Here is an 18,875-nt window from a genome sequence, read left to right on the forward strand (position 1 = left end):
ACCTGCGGAGGAACCGCCATCGTGCTTTGCTTTGAGGTGTGACACCGCGAACCTCCATCCATTCGCTGCGCGTACCGAACGTTCATCTGTTGTCCACCTTCACGTGAGATAACCCGGATCGCCCACCCGAGTAGAAGGACAGCGGATTGTCTGCTCAACCCCCGCCCGCAGCCGACGACACGTCGCTCGTACCGGAAATCTTCCTGCGCGGATCACACGCACCCGCGCCGCGCACACTCGTCGACGTACTTCGTGCCAGCGCCGAATCGCACCCCCACGCTCCTGCGATAGACGACGGCACCACGATGCTCGAGTACGCCGAACTGCTCGACCAGGTGAGCGCAGGAGCGCGTGGACTCGCAGAGGCCGGTGTGGGTGCCGGCGATCGCGTCGGGGTGCGCATGTCATCCGGGTCCAAAGACCTCTACATCACCATCTTGTCCGTTCTCGCCGCAGGCGCCGCCTACGTCCCGGTGGACGCCGACGACCCCGATGAGCGTGCCGAACTGGTCTTCTCCGAAGCAAAGGTGACCGCGATCGTCACCGATGCGGGGGTCGGTCCCGGCACCGCTCGTCCTGCCGACGAACCGGACGTACGCGAACCGGCCCTCGACGACGACGCGTGGATCATCTTCACCTCGGGTTCCACCGGCACCCCGAAGGGTGTCGCCGTCACACACCGCAACGCCGCCGCGTTCGTCGACGCCGAAGCGAACCTGTTCTGCCGGGAAGAACCGCTCGGCCCCGGCGACCGGGTCCTCGCAGGTCTGTCCGTCGCCTTCGACGCGTCATGCGAGGAGATGTGGCTGGCCTGGCGGCACGGCGCGTGCCTCGTTCCGGCACCGCGCTCGCTCGTGCGTTCCGGAATGGACCTCGGCCCGTGGCTTGTCTCTCGCAACATCAACGTCGTCTCCACGGTCCCGACGCTTGCGGCGATGTGGCCCGGCGAGGCACTCGAAGCAGTGCGCCTGCTCATCTTCGGCGGAGAAGCATGCCCTCCCGACCTCGCCGAGCGTCTCGCCGTGCCCGGCCGTGAAGTGTGGAACACCTACGGCCCCACCGAAGCGACGGTGGTCGCGTGCGCCGCCATCATGGACGGCACCGGACCGATCCGGATCGGCCTGCCACTCGACGGCTGGGATCTTGCGGTCGTGGACACCGACGGCAAGCCCGTCGCCGAAGGGCAGACCGGCGAGCTCGTGATCGGCGGTGTCGGGCTGGCCCGCTACCTGGACCCGGCGAAAGATGCCGAGAAGTACGCGCCCATGCCCACCCTCGGCTGGGAACGCGCCTACCGCAGCGGCGACCTCGTCGTCCTCGACAGCGCGGGGCTCCTTTTCCAAGGCCGCGCAGACGACCAGGTCAAGATCGGCGGACGCCGCATCGAGCTCGGCGAGGTCGACAATGCCCTGCAGAACCTGCCCGGGGTCGCCGGCGGTGCGTGCGCGGTCCGCAAGACCTCGGCCGGAAGCTCGATTCTCGTCGGCTACATCGCCTCGACCGATCCCGACTTCGACGTTGCCTCCGCCCACGACCTGCTGTCCGAACAGCTTCCAGCGGCACTCGTACCACGTCTCGCGCTCGTCGACGAACTTCCCACTCGCACGTCCGGGAAGGTCGATCGTAATGCCCTCCCGTGGCCGCTGCCCGGCGCCGACGCCGACTCGGTCGAAGCGCTCGGACTACCTCCGACCGCCGAATGGGTCGCGGAACTGTGGTCGTCACTGCTCGGCGCCCGCATCGAAGGACTCGACGACGACTTCTTCGAACTCGGCGGAGGTTCCCTGTCCGCCGCACAGCTCGTCACCGCGCTGCGTGAGCGCTATCCCGAGATGACGGTCGCCGAACTCTACGACCGGCCTCGGCTCGGATCCCTCGCCGGCTATCTCGACGACCTCGCGCCGACGGCGACGACGGCTCCACGAGAGGTCGACCCGGTGTCGCGATGGGCGCAGTTCCTCCAGCTCGCTGCGACGGTGCCACTCACGACGTTGACCGGCCTCCAATGGATCACGTGGCTGGCGATTCTGAACAACATCATCGCAATGGCCACCGATGTTCCGTGGACCGTGACGTTGTCGTGGTGGTGGATCGCAGCAGGCGTCGTTGTGTTCCTTTCGCCGCTCGGCCGGATGAGCACGGCGGTCCTGGGCGCGCGGCTGCTCCTGCGCGGGCTGAAGCCGGGCAGTTATCCCCGCGGCGGCGCGGTACACCTCCGATTGTGGACCGCGCAGCGCTTGTCCGAAGCGTCCGGCGCGACCAATCTGTCCGGTGCGCCGTGGATGCGCCAGTACGCGCGGGCGCTGGGCGCGAAGATCGGCCGGGGCGTCGACCTGCACACCCTTCCGCCGGTCACCGGCATGCTCGAGCTCGGCGACGGCTGCTCGATCGAACCCGAGGTGGATCTGTCGGGGTACTGGGTAGATGGCGACCTCGTCCACATCGGAAGCATTCGCATCGGAGCCGGCGCCTCGATCGGCGCCCGCTCGTTTCTCGCCCCGGGTTCACGCGTGGGCAAGAACGCCGAGGTTGCCGCAGGCTCCGCCGTGTTCGGTCGGGTCAAGGCTGCGCAGCACTGGGCCGGTTCGCCCGCGCAGAAAACCGGAAAAGCCGCACCGCAATGGCCTTCCGCGGATCCGCCGCGCGGCGCGCGCTGGGTCCCGATGTTCGGTGTGACGTCCATCCTTCTCGCAGGACTTCCGATCCTGTCGATCGGCGCGGGTGTCGCGCTGCTCGTCTGGTGGGTCAGGGACACCGTGAGTGTGTCCGAGGCTGTGCTCCGTTCCCTTGCGATGCTCCCCGCAGGCGGAGTTCTCACCATGGCGGTGTTCGCGGTGCTGACGTTGATCACCGTGCGGCTGCTGTCGATCGGCATGACCGAAGGCTGGCATCCGGTCCGAAGCCGCGTCGGGTGGCAGGTCTGGGCTACCGAACGCCTGATGGATTCCTCCCGCACCTTCCTGTTCCCGCTCTACGCGTCGATGCTCACTCCGATCTGGCTGCGGCTGCTCGGCGCCGACATCGGCAAGGACGTCGAGGCGTCCACTGTCCTCATGGTCCCGAAGTTCACCAAGGTCGCGGACGGCGCCTTCCTCGCCGACGACACCATGGTCGCCTCGTACGAACTCGGCGGCGGCTGGCTGTACATTTCGCGCGCCAAGGTCGGCAAGCGGGCGTTCCTCGGAAACTCGGGCATGGCCGCACCAGGTCGTCGCGTGCCGAAGCACGGCCTCGTCGCGGTCCTGTCGGCCGCACCGGAGAAGGCGAAATCGGGATCGTCGTGGCTCGGCAGTCCCCCCGTGCGGTTGCGCCGTGCCTCCGGCGAATCCGATTCGAGTCGCACATTCGAGCCGCCCCTGAAACTGAAGATCGCGCGCGGGGCAGTCGAGACCTTCCGCCTCGTTCCGATGATGGTCACGTTCGGCATCGGCCTGATGGTGCTGTTCTCGCTGAACTCCATTGCCGTCCATCGCGGTTACACGACCGCGGCGCTGGTCAGTGGACTCGTGCTGATGGCCGCCGGTGCGCTGGCGTGCATCATCACCATCGCGGCGAAATGGCTCATCGTCGGGCGCATCGGGCAGGAGGAACACCCGCTGTGGAGTTCCTTCGTATGGCGCAACGAGGTATCCGACACCTTCGTCGAGATGGTCGCCGCGCCGTGGTTCGGTCAACAGACGCCCGGCACCGCCGTGATGAACTTGTGGTTGCGCGGTCTCGGCGCGAAGATCGGTCGTGGTGTGTGGTGTGAAAGTTACTGGTTACCGGAGGCCGACCTCGTCACGCTGGGACCCGGCGCGACCGTGGAGAGGGGGTGCGTGGTTCAGACCCACCTGTTCCATGATCGGATCATGTCCATGGACACCGTGACCCTCGACGCCGGCGCCACGCTCGGCCCGCAATGTGTCGCGCTGCCGGCATCGGGAATCGGCGCAGGCACTACTGTCGGGCCTGCGTCTCTCGTCATGCGCGGCGACGTGGTTCCCCCCTCCACCCGCTGGCAGGGTAATCCGATTGCGCCGTGGTCCCGGCCCGGTGATTGGTCGACGCGATGAAGCCGCTCAAAGCAGCGAAACCCGTAGCACCTACCGGGCCCGATCGCCCGCTCGACCCGTATCTCCCCCAGAGCGGGAACCGAGGGTATCTCGTGTCGCGGTACGAACTGGACCTGACGTACAAGGTGACTGCGAATCGGCTCGAGGGGCGTGCCACGATCATCGCCACCACGACCGACGTCCGGGCGAAATACACACTCGACCTCGCGCAGACCATGCGCGTGACCAAAGTGTCGCTCAACGGGCGACGCCCGTCGAAGTTCGCCCACCGCAACGACAAACTGACGGTCACACCCTCGCAGACCATCCCGGTCGGGGCGGTTCTCACGTTCTCCATCCAATACGCCGGTACCCCCACCCCTCGGCACACCATGTGGGGTGACGTCGGTTGGGAAGAACTCGACGAGGGTGCACTGGTCGCCAGCCAGCCGAACGGTGCACCGACGTGGTTTCCGTGCGACGACCATCCCGGTTCGAAGGCCACCTACCGGGTCTCGATCACTGCGGACGCGCCGTTCCAGGTGATTTCCAACGGGACATTGCTCCGCAAGACGACGAAGGCCAGTCGCACCACATGGGTGTACGAGCAGCCCGAACCGATGTCGACCTATCTCGCGAGCGTGCAGATCGGGAACTACGAGGTCCGCAAGGTTGCGTCGTCGCCCGTCCCGCAGTTCGCGGTGCATCCGCCGAGGCTGCGCGCCAAGTTCGACAGGGACTTCGGACGTCAACCGCAGATGATCGAAGTCTTCACGCGGCTGTTCGGACCGTATCCGTTCGCGCATTACACCGCGCTCGTCACCGACGACGACCTCGAGATCCCGATCGAATCGCAGGGAATGTCGGTCTTCGGTGCGAACTTCTGCAGCGGAAATCGCGACGAGGAACGACTCGTCGCGCATGAGCTGGCACACCAGTGGTTCGGCAACAGCCTGACTTTGAAACGGTGGAAGGACATTTGGCTGCACGAAGGTTTCGCGTGCTACGCAGAATGGTTGTGGGCGGAGAACTCCGGAGGGGCCTCGGCCCACGAACTCGCGCAGCACACGCACGCGAGACTTGCCCGTCTGCCGCAGGACATCCTTCTGGGCAACCCGGGCGCGAAGGACATGTTCGACGACCGGATCTACAAGCGCGGCGCCCTCACTTTGCATGCGCTGCGGCTACGTCTCGGCGACGAGCGGTTCTTCACTCTTCTGCGCACCTGGACTGCCGAGCACCGGCATTCCAACGTCACCACCGAGCAATTGACCGATCTGGCAACGAGATTCACCGATCAACCGCTACGCCCCTTGTGGGATGCATGGCTCGGGACGACCACGCTACCCGCGCTCGAGAACGGTCGCATGTACTAGATCAAGGAAGGTCCACCTGCGAGGCCAGCCAGCGGCCGTCGACACGTTCGAGTGTCATCACGACGCGGCTGCGATCGAGGCGCGGTTCCGGGACGACGGAGTTGGTCACCGTCTGATCGATGAACAGCAGCACCTCGACACGATCGGTCGTGGCCGACTTGACGCCGGCTTCGATCACAGTGCCTTCCGCCTGCGCGTTGTTGTCGATGAGGAGCTGACGCAATTCTCCGCTCGACTGCGCGTACATCTCCTTGAATTCGCCCGTGGCGCCGTCCAGCACTGCATCGAAGTTGCTGTCGAGTTCACCAGGGCTGACCGAGGTCAGCGTCACCGCGTACTCTTGCGCCGTCGACAGCGCCTCGGCAGCAGCCGCATTGACGGATCTGACCTCGTGCGCCTTCCACGCGAAGAATGTTGCGCAGGCCACCGACGCCACGGTGATCACCACGAGCACGGCGGTACGAATTCGACGCATGCGTCGACCCGAATCAACTTCCGGTTCGGCGCTGCCGCGGTCGTCCTTCTCGGCACTGCTCTTTTCGGCACTGCTTTTTTCGGTGCCGGCTTTCTCGGTGGCGTCCTGATTCACCGGATCGACGGTGTCCGCCGCGAGTTCGTCTGTTGCCAGGGTGGAACCGGTATTGCTCATGTGCGTACTCCTTCCAGAGAGGTGTGCACCATATCGTCGATCATCTCGGGTGGATGTATTCGTCGGGCGGGCCTCCATATGTCTGTGGAACCGAGAGCGGCCCTATCGGAGTCGGGTCGGCGGTACGGGCCGGATCGGCACCAGGCGGAAGCACGGCTTCGCCTTCTTCGCCCTGCGGACGGGGAGCATTCCGCGCGCCGCGGATGAGAACCGATGGGTCCGGGTTGTTGCAGTAGGTGTACAGGTAGGGCTCCGGAAAATCCGGGACCGACGGTGGCCTGCGAGGGAGGTCGTAATCGCACGTGTACCGCGGATAGAGGTTGACGTACGCCCAGATACCGCCATCGTGGAACGCGGTCCCGATCGCTTCGAGCGTCGAGCCGTCCCGCTCGGTCGGGAAGAAGAACTCTTGCAGTGCCGGTACCCGCAGGTACGCCATCTGAGAGACGGTCGCGAGGTTGCCGAGCAGCTGAACCATCGTCGGGGAGTTGTCCGCGATGATCGAGTCGACAGCACCGAGGGTCGCGGGAGCGTTGTCGACGAAGGTCCGGAAACCCGCGTCCATTTCCTCCACACCTTGCAGCAGTCCGGACAGATCGGCCGATGTCGCCTGCAAGCCCGGGCTCCCCTCGGCGAGCGTGTTCAGGACCACCTTGCTGGTGTTGAGAATCGAGACGGTCTGGGGCAGTACGGAGTCGAGTGTCGAGATCAGGAACGTGCCCCCGTCGATGATGTCGGACAGCTTCTCGGGTGCCTCTGGGCCGACTCCCAACTCCTCGACGATCACCTGGACTTCGGCGGGATCGATCTGCGCGAGCATGCCGTCGAGATCGTTCATGAGGTCGGACAGCGGGACCGGTGTGGAGGTGTCCTGGGTGGAGATCACGGCGCCGTCCGTCAGGTACGGTCCGTCGTCCGTGGTCGGGCGGAAGTCGAGATACTGCTCGCCGGCGAGCGACAGGCCCGCGACCCGAACTTCGGATCCTTGGGGAATATTCGTTCGTGAATCGATCGACGCGACCGCAACGACACCGTCGTCGGTAAGGTCCACCGAGGTCACGCGCCCCACAGGCACTCCGCGCAACGTCACATCTCGGTCGGGGAGAATTCCGCCGGACTGATCGAAATGCACTTGTACCTGGATCTTTCGATCGGTCGGATTCAGTTCGAAGATTCCGAACACCAGATAGACGATTCCGAGCACCAAAGTCATTGTGAGCGCCGTCAGGGACAAACCCAGACGATGCCGATACCCTGAGCGGACCGCACCGACCAAGGGCGCTGCGATTCTCTCTTTCGCGTTCACCTTGCTCGTCACCCGCCCGCTCCCGTCAATCTGCCCTGCAGACGCAGCAGGGAGTTGGTGAGCGCACCCACCATATTCTCGACATCCGACCCGTCGGGCAGCTTGCTTCCGGGGTCACCGGCGTGTCCAGGTGAGGGAAGCGCGCCGAGGATCAGTTGCTCCCAATCCGCGTCGGCGTGCGCCGACGTCGAGTTCGTCACTTTCATGATCGGAGCGAGCAGACTGTTGACGCTCTCGAGGCTTGCACCCGGTGCCGTCGCCGCGTTGTTGAGTTCCGCCGCGATCCGATTGATATCGGCAACCATCGACCGCGTATCCGTTCCGTTGACCGACGGGAACTTCACCAGCTGCGCGCTGATCCGATCCACCTGGGTCACCAGGTCGAGTATCTCCGAGGTGTCCGCGGCGAGGACATCGAGCGCCGGACCGGCTGCGGCGACGGCCTCACGGATCGTCGACTTCCGTTCCGCCAGTGTGGAGATGAGCATATCTGTCTGGGTCAGGGAGTGTTCGATCTCAGCTGAGCGTTCACCGAGCTGCGTCACCAGGCGCGCGGATTCGTCGAGGAGGCTCTCGATGTTCGCGCCCCGTCCGTCGACTGCTTCACCGAGCCCGTTCACGATCTTGGTAAGGTTGCGAACCACACCGCCGTTCACGAGGACAGATGCGGTCGAGAGCAACTCCTCGATGGTTGCGGCCGCAGACGTGTCGGTGATCGGAATGGCATCACCGTCGCGGAGCGGAGGCGCCGCGGCTGCATCGCCTTCGGGCGCCTGCAGCGCGACGAAGACGTCGCCGAGCGGGGTCGCCGAACGCAGCTCGGCACCGCTTCCTTCGGGCACCACCACACCCTCCGCGATACGCATGGTCACGAGCGCCTGGTAACCCTGCACCGACATCGACTCGACCTCACCCACATCGACCCCGTCGAGCTTGACCTTCGCCTTCGTCGGTAGATTCAGAGCGTTGTCGAATGATGCCGTGAGTGTGTACGACTCACCGTCCATTCCCGGAGCGGGAAGCGGAAGCTGTTCGAGCCCGACCGAACAAGCGCCTGTCGACAGCCCCGCGAGGACTACGCACGCGGCGCCTACGTATCTTCTCATCCCGAGGTTCACCGGTGCATCCCTGCCAGCCCCTCGAGCATCCCCGACATCCCGAAATCCGGTCCGAAGTCGCTGACGGTGCCCGTGTTACAACCCAGCTCCTGCATTCCCATGAGATTGCAGACCTCCTTGACCAATTGGCCGTCGAGCGCCACTCTCTCGAGCAGCCCGTGTACGCGAGCCCCGCCGGTCTCCTGATCCATGACGTTGTGGGCGTTGTTGAGCAGGAGCGGGGTCAGGTCCAGAAACTCACCGATCTCGCGCTGATAGTCGGCGAGCGCACGGGTGAGTGTCTCGGCGTTCGTCACCGTCGACTGCACCGCACCGCGGTTGGCAACCAACAGATCGTTCACCTGCAGAAGGATTTCGTTGACTTTGGTTCCGGTGTCGCCGAGACCGATTCCGGACTCGGCCAACACGGCACTGATCCGGCTCGTCGCTTCACCGAACTCGCGGATGTCCTGGTCATTGGCCGCCGCAGCTTCCGACAGCACCGCGAGGTTGTCGACGATCGCGGTGAGTTCGTTGCGGGTCTTGGCACCCCCGTCGGGTCCGATTGCCAATGCCTCGGACAACTTGCCGAGTGCGGATCTTATGCTGGTGCCCTGCCCATCCGTCATCGCGGCACCTGCGGCAAGGAGTTCTGCCACAGGCCCGCTCCCCTCACCGTCACCTTGGAGTTCGAGGGCCATCGTGTCGCCCATCGCGAGGAGCCGATCGAACTCGATAGGGGTCCTCGTGTGCTCCAGACCGATCACGGCACCGTCTTCGAGGGTGTCACCACCGCGATAGACGGGGGTCAGCTCCACGTGCCTGTCCGTCAGCACCGAGGTGGACACTGCAACTGCTTGCGCGTCGGCCGGAATATCCATGGAACCATCGATCTTCATGGTCACCGCTACGTGAGTCCCCTTCGGTTCGATCGCGGTGACCTCGCCGACCTCGAGACCCAGCACCGCAACGGTGTTCCCGACGTAGAGCCCCGCGCCGTTGTCGAACTGCGCGATGACGGTGTTGTCGTCGTGTCCGACGACCCATGTTCGCGCTCCGAGGAACGCCAGCCCCGCGACAACCACGATCACCGCGGCCATCGGCAACCATTTCCGTGTCTTCATTGGCAATCCTCGAAATACGGCGGGAGCGAATGCAGTTCGGCATTTCCGCTGATCGCGCACATCCACGAATCGATGAACGGCCCTGCAACGGAGGTGAAATCCAATTCCGGCCCGGTCCCGGTCGCGTTCGTGAAGTTGCGGATGGGGACCGGTAGAATCTGGAGAATATTACGAAGCAGTGCATCCTGATTTCCAAGACTCTGGAGCATCGAGTCGAGATCGGCAATCAGGGCGTCGATCGACTCGCGATCGTCGACGACGACCGTATGAAGTTGCGCCACAAGGCTGCTGGTGGACGACAACAACCGTTCCACCAGGTTCTGACGCAGCGCCAGTTCATTCACCATGTCGCTCCCGTCGCGCACGAGCGAGCCGAGATCGGCTTGCTGTGCACGGATGATCTCGGTGAGCTGATACGTCGCCGAGACCAGAGATCCGATCTGTCCTCGCCGATCTGCGACGACCCCCGACAGTTTCTCGACGTTCTCCAAAGCTTGCGGCATCAGCGCCGGAAGACCTTCCAACTCCCCGGAGAGTTCGGACAGTGTCGCACCCAGCCGCTCCGCATCGACCTGTTCGAAGGTCGTCGTCGCGTCCGCAAGGACGGCTTGCAGATCATATGGCACAACAGTATTGGAAAGTGCGATGCGCCTGTCAGGAATGCTTCCCTCCCCTGCAGGACGCAGTTCGACGTAGCGCGATCCCAACAGCGTGGTGAGTTTGATCGAGGCCACGGTGTCCGCCCCCAGGCTCACGCCCTTATCGATCTTCATCGTGACGACCACACGATCACCCTCGAGTCGTGCACCTTCGACCGTGCCGACCTGGATCCCGGCCACGGTAACCCCGTCTCCGGGTGCAATCTGTGCCGCCTGGACGAATTCCGCCTCGTAGGTGGTCTTTCCGAGTCCCAGATTGGCAACCCCGACCGTTGCGACCAGTACAGCCACGATCGCGACCACGGTCACCACACCGAGGGAGACCGCACTGTACGACTCCACCGGCCGCAATCGGAACTTCTGCGCGAATTTCGATCCTGTCCGTGTCATATCGTCACCTGCAGATCGGGGAGTTCTTGATTTCGCCCCCGGGAGTTGCACCCGCCACGACCGAGGGGATGACATGGCTCAGTTCGGGCACGAGAGTGGCGTTGATGTTGCACAGGTAGGCGTTCAGGTAGGAACCATCCTCACTCACACGGGCCAGCCCCTTCAGAAGACCGGGGAGATTGAAGCCGAAGTACTCCCATGATGGTTTGGTGTCGACGAAGTGGCCGGTGAAGCCCGGTTGTCTGCGCAGAATCTCCTGCAGGTCCGGTTCCACTTCACCGGTGAGCGAAGCAAGACTGTCGGTCGTGGTGGCGATCGCATCGAGCGAACCGACCAACTCCGGGCGCCGAGCATTGAGCTCGGCGAAGATCGAATGGGCACCGGCGAGCACCGAGTCGATCTCACCGCTCTGCGTCGCGAGGTCCGAGATTATTCCGTCGAGGTTCACGATGATGTCTCCGAGGATCCGATCCGGCTCGGCCATCGACTCCGCAACTCGTGATGTCTCCGCCACGAGGGTGGTCACGGCTCCGCCGTCGCCTTGGAGTGCGGCGATCAAGGAGGCCGTGATGCTGTCGACCCGGTCTGGATCGAGCACGCTGAAGAGCGGTTCGAAACCATTGAGCAGCACTGAGATATCGAAGGACGGCGTGGTTCGCTCGAGGGGGATCTCCGAACCGGCCTCCATGATTGCGGTGTCGGGATTCTCCCCCAGCGACAACCCGAGATAGCGCTGGCCGATGATGTTCTGATAGGTGATCGATGCTTCGGTGTTCGCGAACACCTGTTGAGTCCGGTCGATGCTGAAGGACACTCGCGCAACCGTGTCGTCGAGAGAGATCGAATCGACTCGACCCACACGCACACCGGCCATCCGCACGTCGTCGCCGACACGCAACCCCGAAACGTCACTGAACACCGCGGAGTAGGCACTCGTCGAGCCTTCGACTCCCCGCTGCAATGTAACCACGACCGGCCATGTCAAGCCTGCGGAGATCAACAGGAACACGACGAGACCGATAAGTGGTTTCCGGATCGTCATCGCGGCGCTCCTTCCGGCTCGGGCACCACTTTGATATCGGCACCACGCGTGATCGGCCCGAGCAGAAGGTCTGCGGCCGCACCGAAGTCACCGCCGAGGATCTGATCGACGATTTCCTTCTCCGCAGGCGCGCCCACCTGACCGACATTGCCCCCGACAGGTGCTCTCTCGATAGTGCGTGTGGCCGCGAGTTGTTCGGTCACCGGCGGCGCACCGGTATCGGGCGCCGTAAAGCAGCTGGGTGCGGCCAGCTCTCCGTACCGGGGGCAGTCCGTGCGTGTGTATTCGATGCGGGGCGTCGCTTGGAAGACGAAGACTCCCCTGCCGTTCTGCTGCCCGGCAGGCCAGAACTCCGTCCACCACTTCCCCGAGATCCAGTTCATTCTGGTGACGATCGGAGTGAACTCGTGGGCACCGTCAGCCACGACACCGAGCACCGGTTCGAGCTCGGTGGTGATGCCGGTGATTCGATCAGTGTTGTTCTCGAGCGAGGTTGCCATCGTCGAGAGAGTGTTGGCGCTCCCGAAGAACAAGGTGGACAACTGTTCCTGCTTCTCCACGACCGTCCGCATCGGTACGACGGCATGATTCACAGCGTCGAGCAACTCCGGCGCCGAATGCTGCAGACCCTCCACTGCATTCGCCAGTGCGGTCAATGTCGACGGACTGCCGTCGGGGGTGACGACCGCGTTGACCTCTCGTACGATTCGCTGTAATTGTGCACCGGCCTGGACGATGTCGTCGCCCCGCCGATCGGTCGCCTGCGCCACTGTGGCGAGGACGCCCATGGTTTCCTGCGAGCTCAGGCGCGCGGTCGCGGCGGTGAGGTCACGAAGTTTCGTCAGTGCTGTCTGGAGCTGCACCGTGGAGAGACTCTCGTCCTGCAGGATCGTCGCTCCGTCCTCGAGGTGGGGCGCGGGACCGTTGTCTACGAGCTGGACCGACGAGACGGCGAAAACGTTGCTCGGTACCACCCGCGCTGTCACCGTCGCCGGGATTCCGTCGAGGTATTCGGGACGGATGGTGATGTCGACGACGTTGGGACCGTCCCCTTCGGGCAGCACGACGGCGTCGACCTGGCCGACCAGCACACCCCGGAACTTGACATCGGATCTCGCGGGCAGACCGTCTCCGACGTCCGTGAGCGCCGCCGTCACGCGATGGCCCTTGTCGAATACTCCGTTCATCTTGGCAAGAATTCCCGCGACGAACAGGATCGCCACCACAAGAGCGATAGTTCCTCGCAGCATCAGACCGCGCACGGTCACCCGATTCGGGTCACTCTCCAATAGGAACGACATGGCCTACCCCCCGAGCCTTGCCCCGGAGCCCAGGCCCCAGAACAGGAGAGTCAGAAGAAGATTCATTACGATCATCGCCGAGATACTGGCACGCATCGCTCGTCCGGCTGCGGTGCCGACGCCCTGGGGGCCGCCGGCCGCGTAATAGCCGTAGTAGCACTGGATCGTCGTGGTGATGATGACGAAGAGGATGGTCTTGATCAGTGAGTAGACGACGTCGGATCCGCTGAGCACCAGTGAGAAATAGTGTTCGTAGGTTCCGGACGAGACACCCCCTGCCATTCCGATCACAACCTGCACCGCAACGTAGTTGACCGCCAGGCAGACCAGGTACAGCGGTATCACTGCCACCACCGATGCCAGCAGACGCGTGGTGACGAGGAACGGTATCGAACGGATCGCGAGCGTTTCCATTGCATCGATCTCTTCGGAGATCCGCATCGCGCCGAGCTGGGCAGTGAAACGGCAGCCGGCCTGTGCCGCGAAGGCCAGAGAGGCCATGATGGGCGCAAGTTCACGGGTCGTGGCCGTCGACGAGATCATTCCGGTGGCAGGCTCGAGACCGAGGAGGTGCAGCGCGTTGTATCCCTCGATCGCCACGATCGCACCGGCAGCCGCGCCGAGCACGATTATCACGCCTGCCGTTCCGCCTCCGACGACGAGCGACCCGTTCCCCCAGGTGACGTCCGAGAGAATCCGAAGAAACTCCTTCCGGTAATGCCGCAGCGTGGTGGGGATCGCGGCGATTGCCCGCATCAGGAAGGTCACCATGTGCCCGAGCCGGGCAATCACTGTCACCTGACTTCTCACGGCGGCGACAATGGGTCGCACGCCCGGAGGGAAATAGCGGGAAGCCACTTCAGAACCCCGTCCGCGGGAACAGCAGCACGTAGAGCTGGGTGAAAGCGACGTTGACAACCATGAGGAGAAGAATCGACGCGACGACTGTGGCGTTCACCGAGTTCGCCACACCCGCGGGGCCGCCGCTTGTCGACAGCCCCTTCTGACACGCGACCACCGCGACGATTGCTCCGAACACCATGGCCTTGATCATCGTGAGGACGAAGTCGCCGACCGTCGCGAACGAAGCGAAGGTGGCTACGAAGCTACCCGGTGTCCCGTTCATCACGAAGGTGTTGAACAGGTAGCCGGAAAGGAATCCGACGAAGCACACAAGTCCGGTCAATGCGAGACCGACCAAGATCGCCGCCGCGAACCGCGGAACCACCAGTCGCCGAACCACCGAGATCCCCATTACTTCAAGAGCGTCGATCTCGTCCCTGATCTTGCGCGAACCGAGGTCTGCACACACAGCCGAGCCTGCTGCTGACGCCATCAACAGCGCCGCAACCATCGGAGCGCCCTGCTTGATCACGGCAAGACCACTCGCCGCCCCCGCGAGCGACGTCGCTCCGACCTGCCCGGCGAGCAACCCGAACTGGATCGAGAGAGTCACTCCGATCGGGATCGCAACAAACATTGTGGGCAGTGCGGACGCCGACGCCATGAATGCCGCTTGACGGATGAACTCCGCAAAGGGAAATCGAAGAGTCGCGATGTCCACGACGAGATGCTGGATGGTTCGGACTCCGAGCTTGCACTGTTCGCCCACAGTTGCAAGGGCTGCCACGGGGTGACGTCGGACGTAGCCCCTCGCCCATTCGTCTATCTCATCGGTGGCGGACTGCTCATGCGTGGAAGTGGAACCCTCTTCTGCCACAGTCGATCCCCTTCGCGAGCGGAAGAATTCGAAGAGCACAGCCGATACCGGATCGGCCTTCACTCATACTCTGCACGAAAGATGCTGTGCGCGTGCGAAAATGAATTCGACTCACACTGGGAGCGATTCCCGCCCGGCCACGAAGAACACGCAGCCCGAACGCACCTTGAATCAGGCGCCCCGGCCGCACACCCCCGATACTCCCAACCGAGCCGGTCACTCCACAAACGAGCATCTGACATGCATCAAAGTAGAAGAGAGTTCTCATAAATGCAACGATCGTTTACGAACAGGCGCAGACAGACTACGGATAAACACGCTTATACATAGCTTCACCTGCAGAGACGGCAAATCAATCGAATTTGCTCAACACCCACTCGACGAGCTCGACCGTCTCCGCGTGACCTCCCGTCACCCCCAGGGACTCCTCCATCACCAGCACACGCGACAAACTCGTCATGAGCACCGAGACCACGACCGGATGAATCTTCTCGGAGAGGTTCACGCGGTCGAGGACTTTGTCGAGCGCCTCTTGCTGACCGACGCGGAACTGTTCGGAATAGTTCGCAATCTCTTGCCGCAGGGCCTCACGATGACGCGACATCGCAATGAACTCCATGGTCACAGCGACGCTCGCAGGGTTCGTACTGAATTCCCACAGCGCCCGAAGTGGGTTGGGCGCGTCCGCCAGGGCGGCCTGCACAACGAGACCCTCCTCCGCACGGCGGCGGAAGATTTCCAGGAAGAGGTCATCCATCGTCCTGAAGTAGTAGTGCACCAACTGCGGCTTCAAGCCGGCCGCATCAGCGACCTTCCTGGATGTCACAGCAGCGTAGCCCTTTTCGATCATCAATGCCTCGGCAGCATCGAGCAGGACCGTTCGATTCTTCGCATCGGGAGCACCGAGCCTGCGCGACGACGCCATCCATCGACCTCCATTCACCGGTTGCACGGCTGCAACTTTGCGACACTCTAGCGCGGATAATCCCTGTGATGTTGACCATATCCAGCTACGTATGTTATCCATTACACAGGCAATGCTATGCAGGTGCACAGCGCTTGGACGCGGCCCTCTCACGGGCTGGGTTCCCGAGCGCCTGTGTCATCTAATTAACCTGCGCTGCAACGCATTATGCACCAAAAGAGGTCCCTCAGGAGGCTCCACTTGAACGACTTCGATACGAAGGACTACTTCACCGATCCGTCCTTCGTCGCCGACCCGCACCCGTTCTTCGACTATCACCGCCGAAGTGCCCGGTACGCCGGCTGGAAGCCTCACAGAACGTCATCGCAGTCACCGGATACGACGAGGTGCTGGCGGTTCTCCGTGACACAGCAAGCTTCTCCAATATCGTCGCGCCGATCGGCCCATTCCCTCCGCTACCGTTTCCAGTCGAGGGAGACGACATCAATCTGCAGATCGATGAGCACCGCGAGCAGTTTCCGATGTACGAGCACCTGGTCACCATGGATCCACCGCAGCATTCACGGACTCGTCGCCTCGTGAGCGGACTGTTCACCCCGCGCAGACTCGACGAGAACGAACACTTCATGTGGGAGCTGTGCGATCGGCTGATCGATCAGTTCCACTCGGCCGGCAGATTCGAGGCACTCTTCGGTTACGGCGTTCCGTTCGCCCTGTTGACGATTGCCGACCTACTCGGTGTTCCGGCCGAACACCATGAGTCGTTCGCGCGGCACCTCAACGCACAGAAAGTCGGATCGACCGAGGGCGAATCACTGGGTACCAACCCCCTCGAGTTTCTGGACGAGAAGTTCACAGCATTCCTCGAAGACCGCCGACGCGAACCACGCGACGACGCCCTCACGATCCTGGCCGACGCGAGATACCCGGACGGAGAAGTTCCCGACGTCGTCGAACTGGTTCGGATCGCCACCTTCCTCTTCGGTGCCGGACAGGACACAACCGCACGGCTCATCACATCGATGCTGCTCCAAATCGCCGAGAACCAGGAACTGCAGAAACAGCTTCGCGAGGACCGCACCCTGATCCCGCCGTTCATCGAAGAGATGCTTCGCATGGAAGGCCCGGTCAAGAGCGACTTCCGTCTTGCACGCAAGACGACGGACGTGGGGGGTGTGACGATCCCGGCAGGCACTGTGGTCATGGTGTCGCTTCCGGCGGCAAATCGCGACCCGTCACGCTTCGAGAATCCCCATGAGCTTCGGATCGATCGCGAGAATGCACGTGAACATGTCGCCTTCGGCCGAGGGGTCCATTCATGCCCCGGTGGACCATTGGCACGTGTCGAGGCACGCGTGACGATCGAGCGGATCCTCGACCGCATGCACGACATTCGGGTATCGGAAGCCCAGCACGGACCGGCGCATGACCGTGACTTCAGGTACGAACCGACCTACATCCTGCGCGGCCTTGCCGAGCTCCATCTCGAGTTCACCCCCGTCGACTGAAAGGACGACTACCCACATGGTCGACAACACCAGCAACATCGAGGCGAGGACAAGAGTCGCAGTCGTCACCGGGGCAGGCTCCGGCATCGGACTCTCGGTCGCCCGACAACTCGCCGCACTGCACCACCCTGTCGCATTGTTCGACGTGAGCGGTGCCGCAGCACAGCAAGCAGCGGATGAACTGAACGAAAATGGCGCGACGGCACGAGCATTCGAGGTCGACGTGGTCGATCGGCCCGGTGTGGATGCTGCCATGGAGAAGGTCCGCGCCGAACTCGGCGCGGTGAAGGTCATGGTTACGAGCGCCGGAATCGAGGCAACCGCTCCGTTCACCGAAATCGACCTCTCCGACTGGAAACGCATCATCGACGTCAACCTCACCGGCACATTCAACAGCGTGCAGTCAGCAGTCCCCGACATGGTCGAGGCCGGTTGGGGTCGCATCATCACGATTTCATCGTCCAGTGCACAGTCCGGCGCCCCTGATCGGGCACACTACGTCGCGTCGAAGGGCGGAGTCATCGCGCTCACCAAGGCCCTGGCATACGAACTATCTCCGAAAGGCATTACTGCCAACACGATTCCGCCGTCGATCATCGATACCCCGATGGCGCGAGCAGCCGAGGAATCCGGTGGGATGCTGATCAACTTCGAGGCACTCGCCAGTATGACGCCCGTTCGCCGGACGGGTACACCGCACGACGTTGCAGCAGCGACGGCGTTCCTCTGCTCTGACGATGCCGGCTTCATCACCGGTCAGGTCATCGGCGTCAACGGAGGCTGGTATCTCTGACCCAAGGACGGGGAGGCATGTGGCGACTGTGATGGGAGTCGTCACTCGGGGGATGGAGAAGTGTTCGGGGGATCCTCGTCGGGTCCCCCGAACACTCCAGGCACACCAGGAATAGTCGGAACCGAACGTGGGTACTCGCTCGCACATGCCAACCACGTCGAGGGGCCCAGAGGATCCGAGCCGCGATCTCTCATCACCGCCACCGCACAGCAATGTTCCCGTCCCGCCTTCAGGCGCGACGCCGGATCCTGACGCCACGAGTGACCTGCACCCCGACGTCGCCAGAGGTAAGGGCATCAGGCGCACTCGCACCGGCGCGTTGTGGACCGCCCTGGTGGCCGGCGTCCTCATTCTGCTGTTGCTGTTGGTGTTCATCCTGCAGAATCTCGACAGCATCACGCTGGAACTCTTCGGGTGGGACTTCTCGCTGCCCCTGGGTGTGGCGTTGCTGTTCGCAGCTATTGCCGGTGCGGCGATAGTCGGACTCGCAGGGGGCCTCCGGATCCTGCAACTGCGGCGGGCCGCCAACAGACAGCGCAACCTCGGCGCCGGTTCACGAGGTCGATCCTGACTCTGCATCGAGCACGCAGATGGCCGTGGCCACGTCGCCACACTCCGAACATGTCCCTTACACAAACCGCAAAACGAAAAGTGCCAGGGTAGGCGGGGAAATCATCCCCACCCACCCCGGCTCCATTTACCTACACAAACACGAGAGGGACCCCACATTGTGGGGTCCCTCTCGGAACGAATGCACGGCGGCGACCTACTCTCCCACACCCTGACGAGTGCAGTACCATCGGCGCAGTGAGGCTTAGCTTCCGGGTTCGGAAAGGGACCGGGCGTTTCCCCCACGCTATAACCACCGTAACTCTATGAAACACAACCCACGCTCACGCGTGCCGAACCAAGTGAACACAACCCCCACAGGAGCCCCGCCCACCCAATTCC

At 63.3% G+C, this 18,875-nt stretch carries 14 protein-coding genes, 1 rRNA gene and 1 pseudogene; 5 read left to right on the forward strand and 11 right to left on the reverse strand.

The window, feature by feature from the left end:
• The first annotated feature begins 146 nt into the window (after nucleotides 1-146).
• Nucleotides 147-4,055, forward strand: coding sequence for a Pls/PosA family non-ribosomal peptide synthetase (locus tag MWU77_RS20065; RefSeq protein ID WP_247274594.1), 3,909 nt, complete (start codon nucleotides 147-149; stop codon nucleotides 4,053-4,055).
• Nucleotides 4,052-5,410 (forward strand): M1 family metallopeptidase, encoded by a 1,359-nt coding sequence (locus MWU77_RS20070; RefSeq protein ID WP_247274595.1) that lies wholly within the window; start codon nucleotides 4,052-4,054, stop codon nucleotides 5,408-5,410. The genes MWU77_RS20065 and MWU77_RS20070 overlap by 4 nt, the downstream gene beginning before the upstream one ends.
• Before the next feature lies 1 nt (nucleotide 5,411).
• On the opposite strand, the gene MWU77_RS20075 is transcribed toward MWU77_RS20070, so the two are convergent.
• The 10 genes from MWU77_RS20075 to MWU77_RS20120 form a co-directional block, all read right to left on the reverse strand.
• Nucleotides 5,412-6,059 carry a hypothetical protein gene (locus MWU77_RS20075; RefSeq protein ID WP_206039894.1) on the reverse strand — a complete coding sequence of 216 codons (648 nt, stop codon included), beginning with the start codon at nucleotides 6,057-6,059 and terminating at the stop codon, nucleotides 5,412-5,414.
• Between the two features lie 40 nt (nucleotides 6,060-6,099).
• Nucleotides 6,100-7,377, reverse strand: a complete 1,278-nt coding sequence (locus MWU77_RS20080; protein WP_247274596.1) for an MlaD family protein — start codon at nucleotides 7,375-7,377, stop codon at nucleotides 6,100-6,102.
• On the reverse strand, nucleotides 7,374-8,471 hold the full coding sequence (locus MWU77_RS20085; RefSeq protein ID WP_169688026.1) for an MCE family protein: 1,098 nt from the start codon (nucleotides 8,469-8,471) through the stop codon (nucleotides 7,374-7,376). The genes MWU77_RS20080 and MWU77_RS20085 overlap by 4 nt, the downstream gene beginning before the upstream one ends.
• A gap of 8 nt (nucleotides 8,472-8,479) precedes the next feature.
• The gene (locus tag MWU77_RS20090; RefSeq protein ID WP_169688025.1) at nucleotides 8,480-9,586 is read right to left on the reverse strand and encodes an MCE family protein; all 1,107 of its coding nucleotides are present in this window, start codon (nucleotides 9,584-9,586) and stop codon (nucleotides 8,480-8,482) included.
• The gene (locus MWU77_RS20095) at nucleotides 9,583-10,587 is read right to left on the reverse strand and encodes an MCE family protein (protein ID WP_308198835.1); all 1,005 of its coding nucleotides are present in this window, start codon (nucleotides 10,585-10,587) and stop codon (nucleotides 9,583-9,585) included. The genes MWU77_RS20090 and MWU77_RS20095 overlap by 4 nt, the downstream gene beginning before the upstream one ends.
• Before the next feature lie 52 nt (nucleotides 10,588-10,639).
• Nucleotides 10,640-11,677 carry an MCE family protein gene (locus tag MWU77_RS20100; protein ID WP_247274598.1) on the reverse strand — a complete coding sequence of 346 codons (1,038 nt, stop codon included), beginning with the start codon at nucleotides 11,675-11,677 and terminating at the stop codon, nucleotides 10,640-10,642.
• Nucleotides 11,674-12,978 carry an MlaD family protein gene (locus MWU77_RS20105; protein WP_169688022.1) on the reverse strand — a complete coding sequence of 435 codons (1,305 nt, stop codon included), beginning with the start codon at nucleotides 12,976-12,978 and terminating at the stop codon, nucleotides 11,674-11,676. The genes MWU77_RS20100 and MWU77_RS20105 overlap by 4 nt, the downstream gene beginning before the upstream one ends.
• A gap of 3 nt (nucleotides 12,979-12,981) precedes the next feature.
• On the reverse strand, nucleotides 12,982-13,836 hold the full coding sequence (locus MWU77_RS20110) for an ABC transporter permease (RefSeq protein ID WP_169688021.1): 855 nt from the start codon (nucleotides 13,834-13,836) through the stop codon (nucleotides 12,982-12,984).
• Between the two features lies 1 nt (nucleotide 13,837).
• Nucleotides 13,838-14,698, reverse strand: a complete 861-nt coding sequence (locus tag MWU77_RS20115) for an ABC transporter permease (protein WP_247274599.1) — start codon at nucleotides 14,696-14,698, stop codon at nucleotides 13,838-13,840.
• 352 nt (nucleotides 14,699-15,050) lie between these two features.
• On the reverse strand, nucleotides 15,051-15,623 hold the full coding sequence (locus tag MWU77_RS20120) for a TetR/AcrR family transcriptional regulator (RefSeq protein WP_247274600.1): 573 nt from the start codon (nucleotides 15,621-15,623) through the stop codon (nucleotides 15,051-15,053).
• Nucleotides 15,624-15,863: 240 nt separating this feature from the next.
• On the opposite strand from MWU77_RS20120, the pseudogene MWU77_RS20125 reads away from it, so the two are divergent.
• The 3 genes and pseudogenes from MWU77_RS20125 to MWU77_RS20135 all read left to right on the forward strand — a co-directional run bounded on the left by MWU77_RS20125 (nucleotide 15,864) and on the right by MWU77_RS20135 (nucleotide 18,495).
• Nucleotides 15,864-17,131: pseudogene (locus MWU77_RS20125) on the forward strand (cytochrome P450).
• A 16-nt stretch (nucleotides 17,132-17,147) separates the two neighbouring features.
• Nucleotides 17,148-17,924 carry an SDR family NAD(P)-dependent oxidoreductase gene (locus tag MWU77_RS20130; RefSeq protein ID WP_247274601.1) on the forward strand — a complete coding sequence of 259 codons (777 nt, stop codon included), beginning with the start codon at nucleotides 17,148-17,150 and terminating at the stop codon, nucleotides 17,922-17,924.
• A gap of 145 nt (nucleotides 17,925-18,069) precedes the next feature.
• On the forward strand, nucleotides 18,070-18,495 hold the full coding sequence (locus tag MWU77_RS20135; protein WP_169688017.1) for a lipopolysaccharide assembly protein LapA domain-containing protein: 426 nt from the start codon (nucleotides 18,070-18,072) through the stop codon (nucleotides 18,493-18,495).
• Between the two features lie 182 nt (nucleotides 18,496-18,677).
• Here MWU77_RS20135 and rrf read toward each other — a convergent pair.
• Nucleotides 18,678-18,794: ribosomal RNA gene (gene rrf, locus MWU77_RS20140) — 5S ribosomal RNA — on the reverse strand.
• Nucleotides 18,795-18,875: the final 81 nt, after the last annotated feature.

Source organism: Rhodococcus sp. F64268, assembly GCF_023015605.1.
Taxonomy (GTDB): domain Bacteria; phylum Actinomycetota; class Actinomycetes; order Mycobacteriales; family Mycobacteriaceae; genus Rhodococcus.

Bases quoted from the DNA above. Each gene is read 5' to 3' on its own strand.
- MWU77_RS20070 (WP_247274595.1), top strand. From the start codon at position 4,052: ATGAAGCCGCTCAAAGCAGCGAAACCCGTAGCACCTACCGGGCCCGAT.
- MWU77_RS20090 (WP_169688025.1), bottom strand. From the start codon at position 9,586: ATGAAGACACGGAAATGGTTGCCGATGGCCGCGGTGATCGTGGTTGTC.
- MWU77_RS20105 (WP_169688022.1), bottom strand. From the start codon at position 12,978: ATGTCGTTCCTATTGGAGAGTGACCCGAATCGGGTGACCGTGCGCGGT.
- MWU77_RS20130 (WP_247274601.1), top strand. From the start codon at position 17,148: ATGGTCGACAACACCAGCAACATCGAGGCGAGGACAAGAGTCGCAGTC.
- MWU77_RS20120 (WP_247274600.1), bottom strand. From the start codon at position 15,623: ATGGCGTCGTCGCGCAGGCTCGGTGCTCCCGATGCGAAGAATCGAACG.
- MWU77_RS20075 (WP_206039894.1), bottom strand. From the start codon at position 6,059: ATGAGCAATACCGGTTCCACCCTGGCAACAGACGAACTCGCGGCGGAC.
- MWU77_RS20085 (WP_169688026.1), bottom strand. From the start codon at position 8,471: ATGAGAAGATACGTAGGCGCCGCGTGCGTAGTCCTCGCGGGGCTGTCG.
- MWU77_RS20100 (WP_247274598.1), bottom strand. From the start codon at position 11,677: ATGACGATCCGGAAACCACTTATCGGTCTCGTCGTGTTCCTGTTGATC.
- MWU77_RS20135 (WP_169688017.1), top strand. From the start codon at position 18,070: ATGCCAACCACGTCGAGGGGCCCAGAGGATCCGAGCCGCGATCTCTCA.